This is a genomic window from Saccharothrix sp. ALI-22-I, from assembly GCF_001984175.1.
Classification (GTDB): Bacteria; Actinomycetota; Actinomycetes; order Mycobacteriales; family Pseudonocardiaceae; genus Actinosynnema.
This window is the reverse complement of the sequence record NZ_MTQP01000067.1, coordinates 683117-701103: the sequence shown is the minus strand read 5'-3', so window position 1 is coordinate 701103 and position 17987 is coordinate 683117. Positions and strand designations below refer to the sequence as shown.

Here is a 17987-nt window from a genome sequence, read left to right as displayed (position 1 = left end):
CACATACTGTTCGACCATGGACGTCCTCGTTGTCGATCACCCACTTGCCCGGGCGCGGCTGACCACCATGCGCGACGCCCGCACCGACAACGCGGCGTTCCGCGCCGCGCTGCACGAGCTCACCGTGATGCTGGTCTACGAGGCCACGCGCGACCTGCCGGTGGCCGAGGAGCGGGTGCACACGCCCGTCGCCCGGACCACCGGCTACCGCCTCGCCAACCCGCCACTGCTGGTACCCGTGCTGCGCGCCGGCCTCGGCATGGCCGACCAGGCACACCGCCTGATCCCCGACGCGCAAATGGGTTTCGTCGGTCTCGCGCGCGACGAGGAAACCTTGCAGCCCACCCCGTACATGGAGTCGCTACCCGAATCCCTCGCCGGACGCCCGGTCTTCGTCCTCGACCCGATGCTCGCCACCGGCGGCTCCATGGCCTACACGATCCGCCTGCTCACCGATCGCGGCGCCACCGACGTGACCGCAGTCTGCGCCCTGGCCGCACCCGAGGGCATCAAGCACCTGGAAGACTCCGCCCTCCCCGTCCGACTGGTCACCGCCAGCATCGACGAACGCCTCAACGACTCCGGCTACATCGTCCCCGGCCTGGGCGACGCCGGCGACCGCCAATACGGCGCCGTCCACTAACCCCCCACCCACCCCCGCGTGTCCAACCTTCAGAACAGGCGTGTCCAACGTTCAGAACGCGCGTGTCCAACGTTCAGAACAGGCGTGTCCAACGTTCAGAACAGGCGTGTCCAACGTTCAGAACAGGCGAGTTGAACGTTCAGAACACGCACCGACGTGCCTGAGTGTTCAACTCGGGGTACGTGAACGTTGGACATGCGCGTTCTGAAGGTTGGACACGCGCGTTCGGAACGTTGGACACGCGTGTTCTGGGGGTTGGACACGCGGGGTCAGGTCAGGTCGGGGGTGTGGTCGGTGGCCCAGGTGGAGAGGGTGCGGCCGGGTTTGCCGGTTACTTGGGTGAAGTCGGGGGTTAGGACTGCGGGTTCCTCGGCGTGCTGTGCCATGTAGCCCATCAGGTACTCGGCCACGTCCGACGGGAGGCCTTCGTCGCGGATTAGGGAGGCTCGCGCTTGGCCGTAGGTCAGGTGTTCGAAGCGGAGGGGGCGGCCCAGGCCTCGGGCGATTGCCTCGACCTGCTCACGGTGGGTTAACGCCTCGGGACCGCTCAATGTGTACGCCTTGCCGGTGTGACCGTCGTCGAGTAGTGCGCGCACGGCTACCTCGGCGACGTCCGCCTCGTGCACCGGCGCGCCGACCGACTCCGGGTACGGCGCCCGCACCACGCCGTCCGCCTTGATCGTCCGCGCCCACACCAGCTTGTTGGCCATGAACTCACCCGGCCGGACGTGCGTCCACGCCACCCCGGACGCCTCGATCACCCGCTCCACGTCGTGGTGCAGTTCGTAGCTCCCCGGCCGCCGCACGGTGACCGCGTTGCTGGACAGGTACACCACCCGCCGCAGGTCCGGCGCGTGGTCCAGGAACGCCTGAGCGTGCGTCGCCGCCCCGTCGGACTCGATCGCGGCTAGCAGGAAGACCGCCGTCACGCCCACCAACGGCAGCTCACCCGGTCGGGTCAGGTCACCTCCCACCACCTCCACTCCGGCCGGCAGCACCGCCTTCGCCGGGTGGCGGGTCAACGCCTTCACCGGCACACCCGCCGCCGCCAGTTGCCGCACCACGGCGCCGCCGATGGTCCCGGTGGCTCCGGTTACCAGGATCGTCACGTGCTTCCCCCTCATGCCGAAAGACTTCAAATTTGAATAGCGAAGCTAGCGCGACCCCCGCCCACCGCGCACATGCAAAAGTTTGCAGAGCCCCGGGGGACTCCTCCGTAGTACGAGGATTAGGCCGTTCGGCCGTAGATGTGGTCTAGACCTTCTTACTACCGTGGTCTGGACCAACCAAGGCTGCCGCCGCAACGCCGAGGAGAAGCATGTCGAGCAGGAGATGGGTGTTCCCCGCCCTCCTGGCCACCGCGCTGACCGTGTCGCTCGCGCCGCAAGCCGTCGCGCACGACACGACCACCCGCACGGTCGGCTACTACACCCAGTGGAGCGGCTACGGCCGCAACTTCCTGGTGCGCGACCTCGTCGCGAACGGCACCGCGCCGCGGCTCACCCACCTGAACTACGCGTTCGGCTTCCTCGACGAGACGGGCAAGTGCGTCAGCGCCGACCCGTGGGCCGACTACCAGCGGCCGTTCAGCGCCGAGCAGAGCGTCAACGGCACCGCGGACGTCGCGGGCCAGCCCCTGTCCGGCAACCTCAACCAGCTCAAGCAGCTCAAGGCCAAGTTCCCCAAGCTGCGGATCAACATCTCGCTCGGCGGCTGGACCGGCTCCAAGTACTTCTCCAACGCGGCCCTCACGCCCGAGTCGCGCGCGGCCCACGTGGCGTCGTGCATCGACATGTGGCTCAAGGGCAACCTGCCCGACAGCGCACCCGGTGCGGCGGCCGGCGTGTTCGACGGCGTGGACCTCGACTGGGAGTGGCCTTCCTCCGAAGCCGCGCCGGGCAACGTCGTGCGGCCGGAGGACAAGCAGAACTTCACCGCGCTGCTCGCCGAGTACCGCCAGCAGTTCGGCAAGCTGACCTGGCAGACCGGCAAGCGCTACGACCTCACCGCGTTCCTGCCCGCCGACCCGCGCCAGGTCGACCGGGGCTTCGAGGTGTCCAAGGTCTTCGGCCTGCTGACGTTCGGCACCATCCAGGGCTACGACTACCACGGCGCCTGGGACCCGCTGACCAACCAGCAGTCCTCGATCCGCACGCCCGCGGCGGACCCGACCACGCCGCCGTTCAGCTCGCAGGTGGCGATCGACCACTACCTGAAGTCCGGTGCGCCGAGGAGCAAGGTCGTGATGGGCGTGCCGTTCTACAGCCGCGGCTGGACCGGTGTGCGCAACGAGAACAACGGCCTGTTCCAGCCCGCCACCGGGCCCGCGCCGGCCACCTATGAGGCCGGGTACGAGGACTACAAGCTCCTCAAGGCGCAGCTCTCGAAGTTCACCGTGCACCGGGACGTCAAGGCCGGTCACGCGTGGCTGTTCGACGGCACCACGTTCTGGACCTGGGACGACGCGGTCGAGATGAAGCGCAAGGGGCGTTACGTGGCGGAACGGCGCCTTGGCGGCGCGATGATCTGGTCGCTCGACGGTGACACCGCCGACGGCGAGCTGATCAAGGCGCTCACCAGCGGACTGTCCTGATCGGGGCAGTTCACGGGGTCCGGGGAGGGTACGCGGCGGCCACCTCCCCGGGCCCACCCCGGACGTTCAGCGGGCCCGCCAACCGTCCGCGTGTGCGCGTAGCGCGCGCTCGTAGACGGGAGCGATCTCCAGGCCCGGTGGCAGGTTGCCGTTGAGTTCGAGGCTCACCAGACCGTGCACCATGCCCCACATGGCCAACGCGATCTGCTCGCGCGGCGCCTGCACGAACATCCCCTTCTCCACGGCGCGGTCGACGTCCCGGACGAGCGGGAGGAACGTCTCCGCGGCGGCCTCGCTCGTCTCGTCGGACGGCTCGAAGTTCGGCACGACCTTGCTGAACATCACCAGGTAGAACTGGGGGTCGGCGAGTGCGCTCTGCCGGTACGCCAGGCCCGTCTGGACGATGTCCTCCACCGGGTCGTCGGTCTTCGGCACGGCGGCGAGGCGTTCACCGAATCGGCGGAAAGCCTCCTCGTAGACGCTGTTCAGCAGCGCCGGCTTGCCGCCGAACAGCGAGTACACGGCGGTGGTCGAGGTGTTGACATCCGCCGCCAGCCTGCGCAAGCTCAGGGCGTCGGGTCCCTCGGTGGACAGCAGCTCGCCTGCGCGTTCGAGCAGGCGGCCGCGGAGCGCGTCGTCGTGGGTTTTCGGTCGTGGCACCGGGACATCGTATCGCAACAGTGTTATAAAACTCACCCTGGCCATCGTGGTATCAAGTTGGTACCGTCCTATTCCATGGCGATGACTCTGCGTCTGAGTGACGAGGAGAACCGGCGGCTCGACGAACTCGCCGCAGCTGAGGGGCGTTCGAAGCAGGAGGTCGTGCGCTTGGCGCTGGCCGACCGCTGGGCCCGGTTGCAGAAGGAGGAGCAGTTGTCCGAGGTGCTGGGACGCGTGCTCCCCAAGTACCGGGGCCTGCTCGACCGCCTGGGTTCCGCCTGACGCCGGTTCCGCCAAGGGTGCGGGGACCCGCACTCGTCGACGACGTGCGCCCCACGTTCGGGTGATCGACCCGGCACACCCTCGCCGTTCGAACGTATGTTCGATATCATCAATCCATGCAGCTCAACCGCTGTCACCGCGACCGTTCACCACTACACCTGTGTGAACGCCCACGGCGACCGGAAGCACCCCGGTATGGTGCGCCGTTGAAGATCGGGCTGCGTTCAGGTTGCGCTTCGGTGCACAACGCGGCCGACAACATCCTCGCCGCCGGCTGTGCGGGGAGGCGATACGGACCTGAGGGGGTGGGTGGTGGCGCGAGCGGCGTCCCGGAGGCGGCGTGGCCGCGCCGGAATCCCCGCCCCTCAGGACAGGGAGCGCGTCAAGCAGTGGTCAACTACCTCGACGCCGGCGATTTGCTCGTGCTGGCGACCGCCGTCACCGGCGGGGACCTGGTCGTGCGCGACTTAGGTCTCCTCGATTCCGCCGCCCACCGCCCCAGGGCAACAGTGCTGGGGGTCGAGGCTTACGACACGCTCTGGCTCAAAGCATCCGCGCTGCTCGATTCCATCGTGCGCACGCGCCCGTTGGCCGAGGGCAACTGGCGGCTGGGCTGGGTGGCCGCCGTGACGTTGTGCGATATCAACGGCTGGTGGATCGACGCGGAGGAAGACGAGGCCCTGGACCTGGTCCGGGCGCTGGGCAGGGAACAGATCGACGTCGCCGGCATGGCCGCCCACTTGGAGGCCTGGAGCATGCCCAAGGACGACTGACCGGGCACCGATCGATCCAGAACCCACCCGAAACGCCGGGCAACTACACCTAGTACCCCGAATCGGGTTGACCTGGAGTGCACTCCAGCTCCTACCGTCAACACCGTGACTTACTCGATCGCTCAAGCGGCCGAGCACAGCGGGTTGTCGATCGACACGCTGCGCTACTACGAACGGATCGGCCTCGTCGACCCGCCCGCCCGGGACTCGGGCGGGCGGCGCAGCTACAGCGACGACGACCTGGGCTGGCTGGTGTTCCTGACCCGCCTGCGGACCACGGGTATGCCCATCCGCATGATGCGCGAATACGCGCAGCTCAGGCATCGCGGCGCGGCCACCGCGGGCCGGCGCAAGCAGATGCTGTTCGAACACCGCGCCTCGGTCCGCGCGCGCATCGCCGAACTCCAGTCGTGCCTGGAAGTACTCGATTACAAGATCTCCCACTACGGGGAGATCGAGCACACCTTCATCGAGGGGATCACCGCGTGACGTTGTTGGGCGAACTCCAGGTCGGCAAGCAGGGCCTGGGCTGCATGGGCATGAGCCAGTCGTACGGCGCCGGCGTCGAAGGCGAGTCCATCGCCACCATCCACCGCGCCCTGGACCTGGGCGTCACCCTCCTCGACACCGCCGACGTCTACGGCGCGGGCGCGAACGAGGAGCTGGTGGGCCGGGCGATCAAGTCCCGCCGTGACCAGGTCGTGCTCGCGACGAAGTTCGCCCTCGCCGACCCGGACCGCCGGCCACGCGGTGACGCGGGCTACGTCAAGCAGGCCGTCGAGGAGTCGTTGCGCCGGCTCGGGACCGACCACATCGACCTGTACTACCAGCACCGGGTCGATCCGGACGTGCCGATCGAGGAGACCGTCGGCGCGATGGCGGAACTCGTCGCCGAGGGCAAGGTCCGTTACCTGGGCTTGTCCGAGGCGAGCGCCGAGACGATCCGGCGCGCGCACGCCGTCCACCCGATCTCCGCACTCCAGAGCGAGTGGTCGCTGTGGACGCGCGACATCGAGGCCGAGATCGCGCCGACGTGCCGTGAGCTGGGCATCGGCATCGTGCCGTTCTCGCCGCTCGGCCGGGGTTTCCTCACCGGACGCGTCACGTCCGTCGCCGACCTGGCCGAGGACGACATGCGCCGCAACCTGCCCCGGTTCGCCGAGGAGAACTTCGCCCGCAACACGGCCATCGTCGACGCCCTGCGCGAGCTCGCCGCCGAGCGCGACGTCACCGCGGGCCAGTTGGCCCTGGCCTGGGTGCACCACCAGGGCGAACACGTCGTCCCCATCCCCGGCACCAAGCGGATCAAGTACCTGGAGGAGAACGTCGCCGCCGCCGATCTGGAGTTGAGCGCCGAAGACCTCAGGGCGATCGAGGACGCCGCACCCACCGTCGCGGGCGACCGGTACTCGCCGGAGTTCCTGAAGCTGTCGAACAGGTAAGTCCACCAAGGGAGATCACGATCGTGGAAAACCGCCGGTTGGGCGCGCTCGAAGTGAGCGCGCAAGGCCTGGGCTGCATGGGCATGAGCGAGTTCTACGGCCCCGGCGACGAGACCGAGTCCACCGCCACCATCCACCGCGCCCTGGACCTGGGCGTCACGTTCCTCGACACGGCCGACATGTACGGGCCGTTCACCAACGAGGAGCTGGTGGGTCGGGCGATCAAGTCCCGGCGTGCCGAGGTCGTGCTGGCGACCAAGTTCGCCGTGGTCCGCGACCCCGCCCTGCCGCGCTCCGAATGGGGCCTGCGCGGCGATCCGGAGTACGTCAAGCAGGCCGCCGACGCGTCGCTGCGGCGTCTCGGGACCGACCACATCGACCTGTACTACCAGCACCGCGTCGACCCGACCGTGCCGATCGAGGACACCGTCGGCGCGATGGCCGAACTCGTCGCCGAGGGCAAGGTCCGGCACATCGGCCTGTCCGAGGCGGGCGCGGCGACGATCCGGCGTGCGCACGCCGTGCACCCGATCGCGGCCGTGCAGACCGAGTGGTCGCTGTGGTCGCGCGATATCGAGGACGAGGTCGCGCCGACGTGCCGTGAGCTGGGCATCGGGATCGTCGCGTACTCGCCGCTGGGCCGGGGTTTCCTCACCGGCCGGTACACGTCGAAGGACGATTTCGCGGCCGGTGACGTGCGGCTGACCCACCAGCCCCGGTTCGCGGAGGAGAACTTCGCGCGCAACCTCGCGCTGGTGGAGTCGCTGCGCTCGGTCGCACGGGAGCACGACGTGACGCCGGCGCAGATCGCGCTGGCGTGGGTGCACCACCAGGGCGCGGTGCCGATCCCGGGCACCAAGCGGGTGAAGTACCTGGAGGAGAACGCCGCCGCCGCGGACCTCAAGCTGACCGACGCGCAGCTGTCCCGCATCGCCCAAGCCGTGCCCGCCGACGCGGTGGCCGGCACCCGTTACCCGGCCGAGGTGATGCGGTCCTCGATCGGCCGGTAGGTCACCGATGCCGACCAACCGGGTCACATCAACGTGGCCGCAACCGTGGCCCCCAACTCCCAGCACTGCTGCCGCGCAGCGCTGTCCGGTGCCCCGGTGAGCGACAGGGGCTCCACAACCGGTCGCCACTGGAGTCCCGTCGTGATGTCCCGCAACGCCTTCAACGCCCCTTCGGTCCCCAGGTTGCCGTGCACATACGCCCCGAACGGCCGACCGCGCGTGGCGTCCAGGCAGGGGTAGTAGATGGTGTCGAAGAAGTGCTTCAACGCTCCGCTGATGTAGCCGATGTTGGCGGGCGTGCCGAGCAGGTAGCCGTCGGCTTCCAGCACGTCCGACACGGTCGCGGACAACGCCGGTCGACGCACCACCTCGACGCCCTCGATCTCCGGATCGGTCGCACCGCTCAAGACCGCCTCGAACAACTCCTGCATGGCGGGCGACGGGGTGTGGTGGACGATCAACAGGCGGGACACGCCGCACACGCTGCCGCCCGCCGTGCGAAGGTGCAACCGGTCGGTAGCATGGTGGGACCGAGGCGGGTGGGAACTCGCAGGTCAACGGCTTAGGTGTGGCCGGGTCGCGGGCCCGGTGGCCGCCGGAGGAAGATCGACTGACGGGCTGCGGGAACCGGTGAGGTCGCCGCACGTCCTCAGTAGTAGTGACCGGGAGGGAGTCATGGACACTCGCAGCATCGCCACGATCAAGCGGAACCGGCGGATCACCTGGGGAGCCGGAGTCGGTATCGGGGTCGGGCTCATCGGTCTGCCGCTGGTCCTCGTCGCGTTGTGGCCAGGGGTCGATCACAGCCCGTGGGACGTCAACACGATGATCCTGGCGGCCGGCGTCGCGCTGTGCACGATCAGCTACATCTCCGGCCGGATCTCGGTCGCGGCCGTCACCCAGAACCGGCACAACCCGGTGAGCCCGCCGACCAGGCGTCCTTACCTGGTGGCGGGCGGTGCGCTCGTCGTCGCCGTGCTGTGCCTGCTGCTGGCTATGGCGTCGTGAGCAGGTCCGACACCTGAGCCCGCAGCTCGGCCAACCGGGCTTGGGCGCGCACGCGGGCGGCGGGCAGGTCGTCGGACACCGGTTCCACGACCTCCAGGTACGCCTTGAGCTTCGGCTCCGTGCCGGACGGCCGCACGACGACCCGCACGCCTTCCTTCGTGAGCCTGACGACGTCAGCTTCGGGAAGTAGATCTTCGAAGGCGAAGCTCACGGGCGGCTGGGCGCGCAACCGGGCCATCAACGCCCCGATCCGGCTCAGGTCGGTGAACCGCAGCGAGATCTGGTCGGTCAGGTGCAGGCCGTGGTCGACGGCGAGTTGGTCCAGCGCGTCCAGCAGGGACCGGCCGGACGCCTTCAACCCGGCCGCCAGGTCGCACGCCACCACGGCCGCCGAGATGCCGTCCTTGTCGTTGACGTACGACGGGTCGACGCAGTTGCCCAACGCCTCCTCGTACGCGAACACCAACCCCTCGCCCGCGCGCACGAGCCACTTGAACCCGGTCAACGTCTCCGCGTAACGCGCCCCGTGCGCCGCCGCGATCGACTTCAGCAACGAAGACGACACGATCGTGGTAGCCACCAACGGATCGGGACTGTCTACAGTAGACAGAATCAAGGAGCCGAGCAGCACACCGGTCTCGTCACCGCGCAGCATCCGCCACGACCCGTCACGCTCCCGAACGCCCAGCGCACACCGGTCCGCGTCCGGATCCAGGGCGATCGCGAGGTCGGCCGATTCGGCCGCCGCCAGCTCCAACAACCGGTCCGCCGCCCCCGGCTCCTCCGGGTTCGGGAACGCCACGGTCGGGAAATCCGGGTCCGGCACGGCCTGCTCCCGCACCACCCGCACGTCGGTGAACCCGGCCCGCCGCAACGCCTCGACCGCCGTCGCACCGCCGACACCGTGCATCGGCGTCAACACCACCCGCAGGTCCCGCGACAGACCGCGCGGCAACGACGCCACCCGCTCCAGGTACTCGTCCACCTCCGCGTCCGACACCGGCAGGTAGTCGTCCGACAACGGCACCGACACGGCGGCCGGCACACCCCGGATCGCCGCCTCGATCTCCCGGTCCTCCGGCGGCACGATCTGCCCGCCACCGGCCAGGTACAGCTTGTAGCCGTTGTCCGCGGGCGGGTTGTGCGACGCGGTGATCTGGATGCCCGCCACCGCGTTGTGCCGCTTGACCAGGAACGCCAGCACCGGCGTCGGCAACGGCTCCGGCAGCGCCCGCACGGTGAACCCCGCGCCCGCCAGCACACCGGCCGCCGCCGCGGCGAAGTCCTCCGACCCGTGCCGCGCGTCCCGGCCGACGAACACCGTGCCGACGTGCCCGTGCGCCTTGAGCCACGCGGCGAGCCCGGCCGTGGTGCGGATGACCACGGCCCGGTTCATCCCGTTCGGCCCGGCCCGCACGGGACCGCGCAGCCCCGCCGTGCCGAACGTCAACGGCCCCGCCATCCGGTCCGCCAACTCGTCGGCCGCGGCGGCGTCCCCGCCCATCGCCCGCGCCAGCACGGTCTGCAACTCCAGCCGCGTCTCGGCGTCGGGGTCGTCGGCGATCCAGCGGAACGCCGCGTCGCGCAGGGCCGGGGTCAGACTGGTCTTCATGGAACCTCCGCTGACGCTGGGAGAAGCACGTCGGTTCTAAGCCTGGTCCACCAGTTCGCGCAGCAACGCGCCCATCCGACTCGCGGCGGCCTGGCCGGCCTCCAGCACCTCTTCGTGGTTGAGCGGTTCACCGGTGATGCCCGCGGCCAGGTTCGTCACCAGCGACAGGCCGAACACCTCCACACCCTCCGCGCGCGCCGCGATGGCCTCCAGCACGGTGGACATGCCGACCAGGTCCGCGCCCATCGTGCGCAGCATCCGGATCTCGGCGGGCGTCTCGAAGTGCGGCCCCGGCAGACCCGCGTAGACGCCATCCTCCAGCGAGGAGTCGATCTCCCGTGCGAGGTTGCGCAGCCGTGGCGAGTACAGGTCGGTGAGGTCCACGAACCGTGCGCCGACCAGCGGCGACGACGCCGTCAAGTTCAGGTGGTCGCTGATCAGCACCGGCTGGCCGACCGCCATGCCCTCCCGCAACCCACCGGCCGCGTTGGTCAACACCACCGTGCCGACGCCCGCAGCGGCTGCGGTGCGCACCCCGTGCACGACCTTGGCCACACCCTTGCCCTCGTAGCCGTGCGTGCGGCCGAGCATGACCAGCACGTTCTTGTCGCCGACCGGCACCGACCGGACAGTGCCACCGTGCCCGACGGCAGTCGGCGCCTCGAATCCGGGCAGCTCACCCATCGGCACCTCGGCGGTCGGCTCCCCGATCAGATCGGCAGCCGGCCGCCAACCCGAACCGAGGACCACGGCGATGTCGTGCTTCTCCACCCCGGTCCGCTCGGCCAACGCCTTCGCCGCGTCGGTCGCCAGGGCCTCGGGAGTGGTGTTCTCACTGATAGCGGTCACGGCGGCGAGCCTAATAGCCGCCACTCGGCGTTGTCCGCACCGCTGCGGCTCCCGTTGATACCGCGATGGGACAAGCGTGAGCAGTCGAGGCGGGCAGGCCGTCGTTCTCAATCCTTCACGCTGAACGTGTTGGCGATGGTGTTGAACAGCCGGTCGCGGCCCATTTCCTCCTGTTCCGTCGGTACCACGACCTCCACCACCCACAGGTCGGTGCCACGGGGCAGGACGCGTGAATAGCGGCTGCGTCGCAGGTCAGGGCCTGCAGGGGCGGCGCCGCGGGCCAAGGTGGTGGCTCGCTCGACCGTCCGGTAGCTGTACTGCACGCCCGACTCCCGGCCGCCGGGTGGGAGGACGTCGGTGGCGTCCAGCGCCTCGGCGAAGTACTGGCCCTCCGCCCACCGCGACCGGACCAGCTCGATGTAGTCCTTGATCGTGTTCTTCCCGTAGTAGTCCGGGAACCGCTGCACCGTCACCTCGTACACGCCGTTCGGCTCGACCAGGTGCACGACCGTGCTCGGTCCCAGCCCGTTGTTGGTCCGCTGCTCCAGGAAACTGGTCCAGTTCGGCCCGACCTCGATGGTGAACTCGGCCCCCTGCTCGCCCTTCGCGGTCGCCGCTGACGCCGTGGTGGGAAGCAAGGACGGTGTCTCGGTGATGCCCGGCAGGGAGCGGGTGGTCTGGGCGGGCGGCGGGAGGAGTGGGGCGCCGGCTACCGTCCTGGTCAGCGCGAACCCGGACGCGCTGCCGATGACGAACAGCACCACCGCCGACAGGGCCACCAGGACGCTCACCGCCGGACGACGGCGCAGCTCACGGGTCGGCGCGTCCGTCAAGAAGAACGGCAGGGGCCCGGGGTCGGCGGCCAGCGGGGTATCGGGCGGGATCGTCGGCTTGAGGTTGACCAGGGGCGGGCGCACGATCTGCACCGGTGGCCGGGAGGACGCCGCAGCGGGGAACACATCGGTCCCCAACTCGGGCAGCAGCGGCCGGACCAATCGGCGCACCTCGGCCAACGTCATCCGCTCGGCGGGTGCCTTCGTCATCAGCCCCGCGACCACCGGCTCCAACGCACCGCAGGCCGCCGCCGACGGCACCTCGCCGTGCACCACCTGGTTGATCGTCTGGAGCACGTTCGCGCCCTCGTACGGCTGCTGCCCCGTCATCGCCGCGAACAGCGTCGCGCCCAACGACCACTGGTCGGCCGCGAACGACACCGCCGCACCGGCCGCCACCTCGGGCGCGATGAACGCGGGCGTCCCCAACGTGATCCCGCGGCTGGTCAGCGTGGCTTCGGCGACGTTGCGGGCGATGCCGAAGTCGGTCAACTTCACCCGGCCGTCGTCGGCGACCAGCACGTTCCCCGGCTTCACGTCCCGGTGCGTGATCCCGGCCCGGTGCGCGGCCTCCAACGCCGCCGCCACCGCGTCCGCCACGACCGCGCCCTGCACGTCGGTCAACGGCCCGCGCTGCCGCACCACCTCCGCCAGCGACGACGACGGCACCAGCTCCATCACCACGTACGGGTCACCGTCGACCTGCACCACGTCGTACAGCGTCACCAGGTTCGGGTGGGCGAGCGCCGCCGCCGAACGGGCCTCGCGCAGCGTCCGCTCCCGGAGCACCTCGGCCTCGTCGCCCGGCGTTCCCCCAGGTCGCAGGATCTCCTTCACCGCGACGTCGCGCCGAAGCACCTCGTCGTGCGCGGCCCACACGGTGCCCATCGAGCCGCGCCCCAGGACGTGCCGCAGCCGGTAACGGCCGGCAATGAGGCGGTCGTTACCGGTAACCGGTCGCTCTTCCTCCACTTCGCCATCATTCACCAGCGTGGAAGACTGGTTCTGCATCGTTCACGGCGGTGAACCTCACATAGCCGTCGTACTACTAGTGGGTAACACTGCGGAGCATGATGGAGCCGTCAGGCGAGTTGGCGCTGGCCGCCGAATTCCCCACCCCCGACCGCGAACAGTGGCTCGACCTGGTCCGGGGCGTGCTGCGGAAGTCGGGCGCGGATTTCGGTTCGCTGATCACCACCACCTACGACGGCATCGACGTGCAACCCCTCTACACGAAAGCCGACCGGGCGCCGGACGCCGGTTTCCCGGGCCTGGTCCCGTTCACCAGGGGCGGTCGCCCGCAGGGCGCGGTCGAGGGCTGGGACGTGCGCCAGCAGCACCGGGTCGCGGACCGCAACGCGGTGATGGCCGATCTGGAGAACGGCGTCACGTCGCTGTGGCTGAAGGGCCTCGACCCGACCACCTACGACGACGTGCTGGCCGACGTCTACCTGGACCTGGCGCCGGTCGTGATCGACGCGGGCGCGGACTTCCTCCAGGCCGGCCGCGCCATGCTGCGGGTCTGGGACCAGCGGCCGGTGCCGGCCAGTGAGGTGCGGGGCAACGTCGGCGCGGACCCTCTCGGTGTCCAGGCGCGCACGGGACAGGCCGCCGACTTCAAGGCGTTGACCGACCTGCTGGGCAAGGCCCGTGAGTTCCCCGAGCTGCGCGTGGTCGTGGTGGACGGCCTGCCGTTCCACGAGGCGGGCGGTTCGGACGCGCAGGAGCTGGGCGCGTCCCTCGCGGCCGGGGTCGCGTACCTGCGGCACCTGACCGAGACGGGCCTGAGCGTCGCGGAAGCCGTGCGGCTGCTGGAGTTCCGGTACGCGGCGTCCGCCGACCAGTTCCTCACCATCGCCAAGTTCCGCGCCGCCCGACGGCTGTGGGCGCGGGTCACCGAGGTCGCCGGAGCGCCGAGCCCGCAACTCCAGCACGCGGTCACGTCGCCCGCGATGATGACCCGCCGCGACCCGTGGGTGAACATGCTGCGCACCACCCTGGCGTGCTTCGGTGCCGGCCTGGGCGGTGCGGACGCGGTGACCGTGCTGCCGTTCGACGCGGCGATCGGCCTGTCGGACGACTTCTCCCGGCGCATCGCCCGCAACACCCAGTCGCTGCTGCTGGAGGAGTCGAAGCTGGCCGGCGTGATCGACCCGGCCGGCGGCTCCTGGTACGTGGAACGGCTCACCGACGACCTCGCGCACGCCGCGTGGGCGTGGTTCCGCGAGATCGAGGCCGCGGGCGGGCTGACCAAGGCGTTCGACCTGGTCGCGGACCGGATCGCGGTCACCTGGGAGCGGCGCCGGGCGAACCTGGCCGACCGGTCCGACGCGATCACCGGCGTCAGCGAGTTCCCCAACCTGGCCGAGCAGCCCGTGATCCGGCCGTCCGCACCCGAGGAGCCGGTGGTCCGCCCGTCCGCGCCGGACGAGCCGGTGGCCGGGCTGCCCGCGTCCGAGGAGCCGGGCGACGGACAGGCTCCGCAGACGTCCCCCACAGGGGGTCCCCTGAATTCATTCTCCCAGAGGGGTCCGACAATTTCGGCGTCTCGGCCGCTGCCGCGCATCCGGTACGCGCAGGATTACGAGGCGTTGCGCGACGCGGCTGACGCGTGCCCGGAGCGTCCCAGGGTGTTCCTGGCCACGCTCGGCCCGGTCGCCGCGCACACCGCGCGGGCCTCGTTCGCGGCGAACCTGTTCCAGGCGGGCGGGATCGAGACGCCGGACGCCGGTCCGACCAAGACGGTGCAGGACGTGGTCGAGCGGTTCCGCGCGAGCGGTGCTCGGGTCGCGTGCCTGTGCGGCAGCGAGAAGAGCTACGCCGAACTGGCCGCGCCCGTCGCGCGGGCACTGCGGGAGGCAGGCGCGGAGCGAATCCTCTTGGCGGGCAAGACTTCTGAAGCGGACATCGACGAGTACGTGTTCACCGGTTGCCCGGCGCTCGACGTGCTGGAGCACACCTTCGAGGCACTCGGAGTCCAGCGATGATCCCGAACTTCGCCGAGGTCGATCTCGGGGAGCCCACGACCGTCACCGCCGCGCAGTGGCAGGCCGCGCTGCAGGAGGCGACCGGCAAGGGCGCGGACGCGTTGACGTGGGAGACGCCGGAGGGCATCGGTGTCAAACCCGTCTACACGGCCGCGGACACCGAAGGCCTCGACTTCCTCGACACCTATCCGGGGATCGCGCCGTTCCTGCGCGGCCCGTACCCGACGATGTACGTCAACCAGCCGTGGACCATCCGGCAGTACGCCGGGTTCTCCACCGCCGAGGAGTCCAACGCCTTCTACCGCCGCAACCTCGCGGCCGGGCAGAAGGGCCTGTCGGTCGCGTTCGACCTGGCCACCCACCGCGGCTACGACTCCGACCACCCGCGGGTGGCCGGTGACGTGGGCATGGCGGGCGTGGCGATCGACTCGATCCTCGACATGCGGCAGCTGTTCGACGGCATCCCGCTGGACAGGATGAGCGTGTCGATGACGATGAACGGCGCGGTGCTGCCGATCCTGGCGCTGTACGTGGTGGCGGCCGAGGAGCAGGGGGTGGCGCCCGAACAGCTCGCGGGGACCATCCAGAACGACATCCTCAAGGAGTTCATGGTCCGCAACACCTACATCTACCCGCCGAAGCCGTCGATGCGGATCATCTCCGACATCTTCGCGTTCACCTCGCGGCGGATGCCGAAGTTCAACTCCATCTCCATCTCCGGCTACCACATGCAGGAAGCCGGCGCGACGGCCGACCTGGAGCTGGCCTACACGCTGGCGGACGGCGTGGAGTACCTGCGCGCGGGCCGTGACGCGGGGATGGACGTCGACGCGTTCGCGCCCCGGCTGTCGTTCTTCTGGGCGGTCGGGATGAACTTCTTCATGGAGGTCGCCAAGCTGCGCGCGGCCCGCCTGCTGTGGGCGAAGCTGGTGAAGGGCTTCGACCCGAAGAACCCGAAATCCCTGTCGTTGCGCACGCACTGCCAGACCTCCGGCTGGTCGCTCACCGCGCAGGACGTGTTCAACAACGTCGCCCGCACGTGCGTCGAGGCGATGGCCGCGACCCAGGGGCACACGCAGTCGTTGCACACCAACGCGTTGGACGAGGCGCTGGCGCTGCCGACGGACTTCTCCGCGCGCATCGCCCGCAACACCCAGCTGCTGCTGCAGCAGGAGTCGGGCACCACGCGGGTGATCGACCCGTGGGGCGGCAGCGCGTTCGTGGAACGGCTCACCCACGACCTGGCGCACCGGGCGTGGGCGCACATCACCGAGGTCGAGGCCGCGGGCGGGATGGCGCAGGCCATCGACGCGGGCATCCCGAAGCTGCGCATCGAGGAGGCCGCCGCGCGCACCCAGGCGCGCATCGACTCGGGCCGGCAGCCGGTGATCGGCGTGAACAAGTACCAGGTGGAGTTCGACGAGCACATCGACGTGCTCAAGGTGGACAACGCCGGTGTGCGCGCGCAGCAGCTGGCGAAACTGGCCCGGTTGCGCGAGGAACGCGATCAGTCCACTGTAGACAGTGCGCTGGACGCGTTGACGCGGGCGGCCGGCGGCGAGGGGAACCTGCTGGAGCTGGCCATCTCCGCGGCCCGCGCCAAGGCCACCGTCGGCGAGATCTCCGAGGCGCTGGGCAAGGTCTGGGGCCGGCACTCCGCGCAGATCCGCACCATCACCGGCGTCTACCGGGAGGAGGCCGGTTCCGTGTCCAACGTGGAGGCCACGCGCGAGGTGGTGGCGGCGTTCGCCGAGGCCGAGGGCCGTCGCCCGCGCATCCTGGTCGCCAAGATGGGCCAGGACGGGCACGACCGCGGCCAGAAGGTGATCGCCACCGCGTTCGCCGACCTCGGCTTCGACGTCGACGTCGGCCCGCTGTTCCAGACCCCGGACGAGGTCGCACGCCAGGCCGTCGAAGCCGACGTGCACATCGTCGGGGTGTCGTCCCTGGCCGCCGGCCACCTCACACTGGTGCCCGCGCTGCGCTCCGCGCTGGCCGAGATGGGCCGCGAGGACATCATGATCGTGGTCGGCGGCGTGATCCCGAAACAGGACTTCGACGCACTGCGCGAGGCCGGCGCGGCGGCGATCTTCCCACCCGGCACCGTCATCGCCGACGCGGCCGGCGACCTGCTGCGCCGACTCGCCGAGCAGCTCGGCCACGCCGAACTGGCCGCTGACCAGCCCGGACACGATGGCTAGGCCGATCGACGTCGGCGAATACGCCAAGGGTGTGCTCGCCGGCAACCGCGGCACGCTGGCACGCGCCATCACGCTGGTCGAGTCGACGCGCGCGGACCACCGGGCGTTGGCGCAGGAGCTGCTGGTCGAGCTGCTGCCGCACTCGGGGAACGCGCACCGGGTCGGCATCACGGGCGTGCCCGGTGTCGGCAAGTCGACGTTCATCGACGCGTTCGGCTCGATGCTGACCGAGCAGGGTCACCGGGTCGCGGTGCTGGCCGTGGACCCGTCGTCCACCCGCACCGGCGGGTCGATCCTGGGCGACAAGACCCGGATGGCCCGGCTCGCGGTCGACCCGGCGGCGTTCATCCGGCCGTCCCCGACCTCCGGCACGCTCGGCGGTGTGGCGAAGGCCACTCGTGAGTCGATCATCCTGGTCGAGGCCGCCGGTTTCGACGTGGTGCTGGTCGAGACGGTCGGCGTCGGCCAGTCCGAGGTCGCGGTGGCGAACATGACCGACTGCTCGCTGTTCCTGACCCTCGCCCGCACCGGTGACCAGCTCCAGGGCATCAAGAAGGGCGTGCTGGAGCTGGCCGACGTGATCGCGGTCAACAAGGCCGACGGTCCGCACGAGATGGACGCCCGCAAGGCGGCGCGCGAGTTGGCCGGCGCGCTGCGGCTGCTGCGCCCCCCGAACGCCGTCTGGCACCCGCCCGTGCTGACGTGCAGCGGCTTGGACGGCTCCGGGCTGGACACCGTGTGGGAGCAGATCGGCAAGCACCGGGCGGCCCTGGAGGAGGCTGGTGAGCTGGCCGAACGGCGGCGTCGCCAGCAGGTCGACTGGACCTGGGCCATGGTCAACGACCAGCTGCTGACCAGCCTGCGCTCGGCGCCCGCGGTGCGCGCGGTCGTGCCCGAGGTGGAAAAGCAGGTGCGCGACGGCGAGCTGACCGCCACGCTGGCCGCGGAGCGGATCTTGGCGGCGTTCCGTGAGCGTTCTCCCGAAACTGAGAAAACTCACGAAACGTGAACGCGCTCCGTCGTTCACGCCACGTCAACGCTCACCGGTTTGGCTGACCACTGGCAGTGGTATCCACGAAAGGGGGTAGCTAGGC

The 17987-nt window shown here is 70.1% G+C and carries 17 protein-coding genes; 11 read left to right on the top strand and 6 right to left on the bottom strand.

Features of this window, described 5'->3' with window-relative positions:
• Positions 1 to 16: 16 nt before the first annotated feature.
• On the top strand, positions 17 to 643 hold the full coding sequence (gene upp, locus ALI22I_RS35750) for a uracil phosphoribosyltransferase (protein ID WP_077009939.1): 627 nt from the start codon (positions 17 to 19) through the stop codon (positions 641 to 643).
• A gap of 269 nt (positions 644 to 912) precedes the next feature.
• Here upp and ALI22I_RS35745 read toward each other — a convergent pair whose 3' ends face one another.
• A complete protein-coding gene (locus ALI22I_RS35745) occupies positions 913 to 1752 on the bottom strand; it encodes an SDR family oxidoreductase (RefSeq protein ID WP_077009938.1) in 840 nt (279 codons plus the stop codon).
• 209 nt (positions 1753 to 1961) lie between these two features.
• Here ALI22I_RS35745 and ALI22I_RS35740 point away from each other — a divergent pair, with 209 nt between their 5' ends.
• The gene (locus ALI22I_RS35740) at positions 1962 to 3236 is read left to right on the top strand and encodes a glycoside hydrolase family 18 protein (RefSeq protein WP_077009937.1); all 1275 of its coding nucleotides are present in this window, start codon (positions 1962 to 1964) and stop codon (positions 3234 to 3236) included.
• A 66-nt stretch (positions 3237 to 3302) separates the two neighbouring features.
• Here ALI22I_RS35740 and ALI22I_RS35735 read toward each other — a convergent pair whose 3' ends face one another.
• Complete coding sequence (locus ALI22I_RS35735) at positions 3303 to 3896, bottom strand: TetR/AcrR family transcriptional regulator (RefSeq protein WP_077009936.1); 594 nt, start codon at positions 3894 to 3896, stop codon at positions 3303 to 3305.
• Positions 3897 to 3971: 75 nt separating this feature from the next.
• Here ALI22I_RS35735 and ALI22I_RS35730 point away from each other — a divergent pair, with 75 nt between their 5' ends.
• From ALI22I_RS35730 to ALI22I_RS35710, 5 genes are all read left to right on the top strand, one after another.
• Positions 3972 to 4178: a type II toxin-antitoxin system VapB family antitoxin gene (locus tag ALI22I_RS35730; protein ID WP_077009935.1), complete on the top strand. Its 207-nt coding sequence runs from the start codon at positions 3972 to 3974 to the stop codon at positions 4176 to 4178.
• 389 nt (positions 4179 to 4567) lie between these two features.
• Positions 4568 to 4951, top strand: coding sequence for a type II toxin-antitoxin system death-on-curing family toxin (locus tag ALI22I_RS35725; protein WP_077009934.1), 384 nt, complete (start codon positions 4568 to 4570; stop codon positions 4949 to 4951).
• A gap of 105 nt (positions 4952 to 5056) precedes the next feature.
• Positions 5057 to 5440, top strand: a complete 384-nt coding sequence (locus ALI22I_RS35720) for a MerR family transcriptional regulator (protein ID WP_077009933.1) — start codon at positions 5057 to 5059, stop codon at positions 5438 to 5440.
• Between the two features lie 44 nt (positions 5441 to 5484).
• Positions 5485 to 6393: an aldo/keto reductase gene (locus ALI22I_RS35715; protein WP_083752283.1), complete on the top strand. Its 909-nt coding sequence runs from the start codon at positions 5485 to 5487 to the stop codon at positions 6391 to 6393.
• A gap of 20 nt (positions 6394 to 6413) precedes the next feature.
• Entirely contained in the window at positions 6414 to 7403 is a 990-nt protein-coding gene (locus ALI22I_RS35710) for an aldo/keto reductase (RefSeq protein WP_443216998.1), read from the top strand.
• Positions 7404 to 7426: 23 nt separating this feature from the next.
• Here ALI22I_RS35710 and ALI22I_RS35705 read toward each other — a convergent pair whose 3' ends face one another.
• A complete protein-coding gene (locus tag ALI22I_RS35705) occupies positions 7427 to 7876 on the bottom strand; it encodes a flavodoxin family protein (protein ID WP_143532608.1) in 450 nt (149 codons plus the stop codon).
• Between the two features lie 202 nt (positions 7877 to 8078).
• On the opposite strand from ALI22I_RS35705, the gene ALI22I_RS35700 reads away from it, so the two are divergent.
• A complete protein-coding gene (locus ALI22I_RS35700; RefSeq protein ID WP_077009930.1) occupies positions 8079 to 8411 on the top strand; it encodes a hypothetical protein in 333 nt (110 codons plus the stop codon).
• Here ALI22I_RS35700 and ALI22I_RS35695 read toward each other — a convergent pair.
• From ALI22I_RS35695 to ALI22I_RS35685, 3 genes are all read right to left on the bottom strand, one after another.
• Entirely contained in the window at positions 8398 to 10023 is a 1626-nt protein-coding gene (locus tag ALI22I_RS35695) for a phospho-sugar mutase (protein ID WP_077009929.1), read from the bottom strand. The genes ALI22I_RS35700 and ALI22I_RS35695 overlap by 14 nt on opposite strands.
• 36 nt (positions 10024 to 10059) lie before the next feature.
• Entirely contained in the window at positions 10060 to 10872 is an 813-nt protein-coding gene (locus ALI22I_RS35690; protein ID WP_083752241.1) for a purine-nucleoside phosphorylase, read from the bottom strand.
• Positions 10873 to 10979: 107 nt separating this feature from the next.
• Complete coding sequence (locus ALI22I_RS35685) at positions 10980 to 12677, bottom strand: serine/threonine-protein kinase (RefSeq protein ID WP_238598734.1); 1698 nt, start codon at positions 12675 to 12677, stop codon at positions 10980 to 10982.
• Positions 12678 to 12778: 101 nt separating this feature from the next.
• On the opposite strand from ALI22I_RS35685, the gene ALI22I_RS35680 reads away from it, so the two are divergent.
• From ALI22I_RS35680 to meaB, 3 genes are read left to right on the top strand one after another with little or no spacing between them, the layout of a single operon-like run.
• On the top strand, positions 12779 to 14692 hold the full coding sequence (locus ALI22I_RS35680) for a methylmalonyl-CoA mutase family protein (protein WP_083752240.1): 1914 nt from the start codon (positions 12779 to 12781) through the stop codon (positions 14690 to 14692).
• Positions 14689 to 16893 (top strand): methylmalonyl-CoA mutase, encoded by a 2205-nt coding sequence (gene scpA / locus ALI22I_RS35675; protein ID WP_077009926.1) that lies wholly within the window; start codon positions 14689 to 14691, stop codon positions 16891 to 16893. Before ALI22I_RS35680 ends, scpA begins: the two co-directional genes overlap by 4 nt.
• Complete coding sequence (gene meaB / locus ALI22I_RS35670) at positions 16886 to 17902, top strand: methylmalonyl Co-A mutase-associated GTPase MeaB (protein ID WP_077009925.1); 1017 nt, start codon at positions 16886 to 16888, stop codon at positions 17900 to 17902. Before scpA ends, meaB begins: the two co-directional genes overlap by 8 nt.
• The last annotated feature ends 85 nt before the right edge of the window (positions 17903 to 17987 follow it).

What these genes read in the sequence shown, in the direction of transcription:
- meaB (WP_077009925.1), top strand. Translation starts at nt 16,886, where the DNA reads ATGGCTAGGCCGATCGACGTCGGCGAATACGCCAAGGGTGTGCTCGCC.
- ALI22I_RS35715 (WP_083752283.1), top strand. Translation starts at nt 5,485, where the DNA reads ATGGGCATGAGCCAGTCGTACGGCGCCGGCGTCGAAGGCGAGTCCATC.
- ALI22I_RS35730 (WP_077009935.1), top strand. Translation starts at nt 3,972, where the DNA reads ATGGCGATGACTCTGCGTCTGAGTGACGAGGAGAACCGGCGGCTCGAC.
- ALI22I_RS35680 (WP_083752240.1), top strand. Translation starts at nt 12,779, where the DNA reads ATGGAGCCGTCAGGCGAGTTGGCGCTGGCCGCCGAATTCCCCACCCCC.
- scpA (WP_077009926.1), top strand. Translation starts at nt 14,689, where the DNA reads ATGATCCCGAACTTCGCCGAGGTCGATCTCGGGGAGCCCACGACCGTC.
- ALI22I_RS35700 (WP_077009930.1), top strand. Translation starts at nt 8,079, where the DNA reads ATGGACACTCGCAGCATCGCCACGATCAAGCGGAACCGGCGGATCACC.
- ALI22I_RS35695 (WP_077009929.1), bottom strand. Translation starts at nt 10,023, where the DNA reads ATGAAGACCAGTCTGACCCCGGCCCTGCGCGACGCGGCGTTCCGCTGG.
- upp (WP_077009939.1), top strand. Translation starts at nt 17, where the DNA reads ATGGACGTCCTCGTTGTCGATCACCCACTTGCCCGGGCGCGGCTGACC.
- ALI22I_RS35740 (WP_077009937.1), top strand. Translation starts at nt 1,962, where the DNA reads ATGTCGAGCAGGAGATGGGTGTTCCCCGCCCTCCTGGCCACCGCGCTG.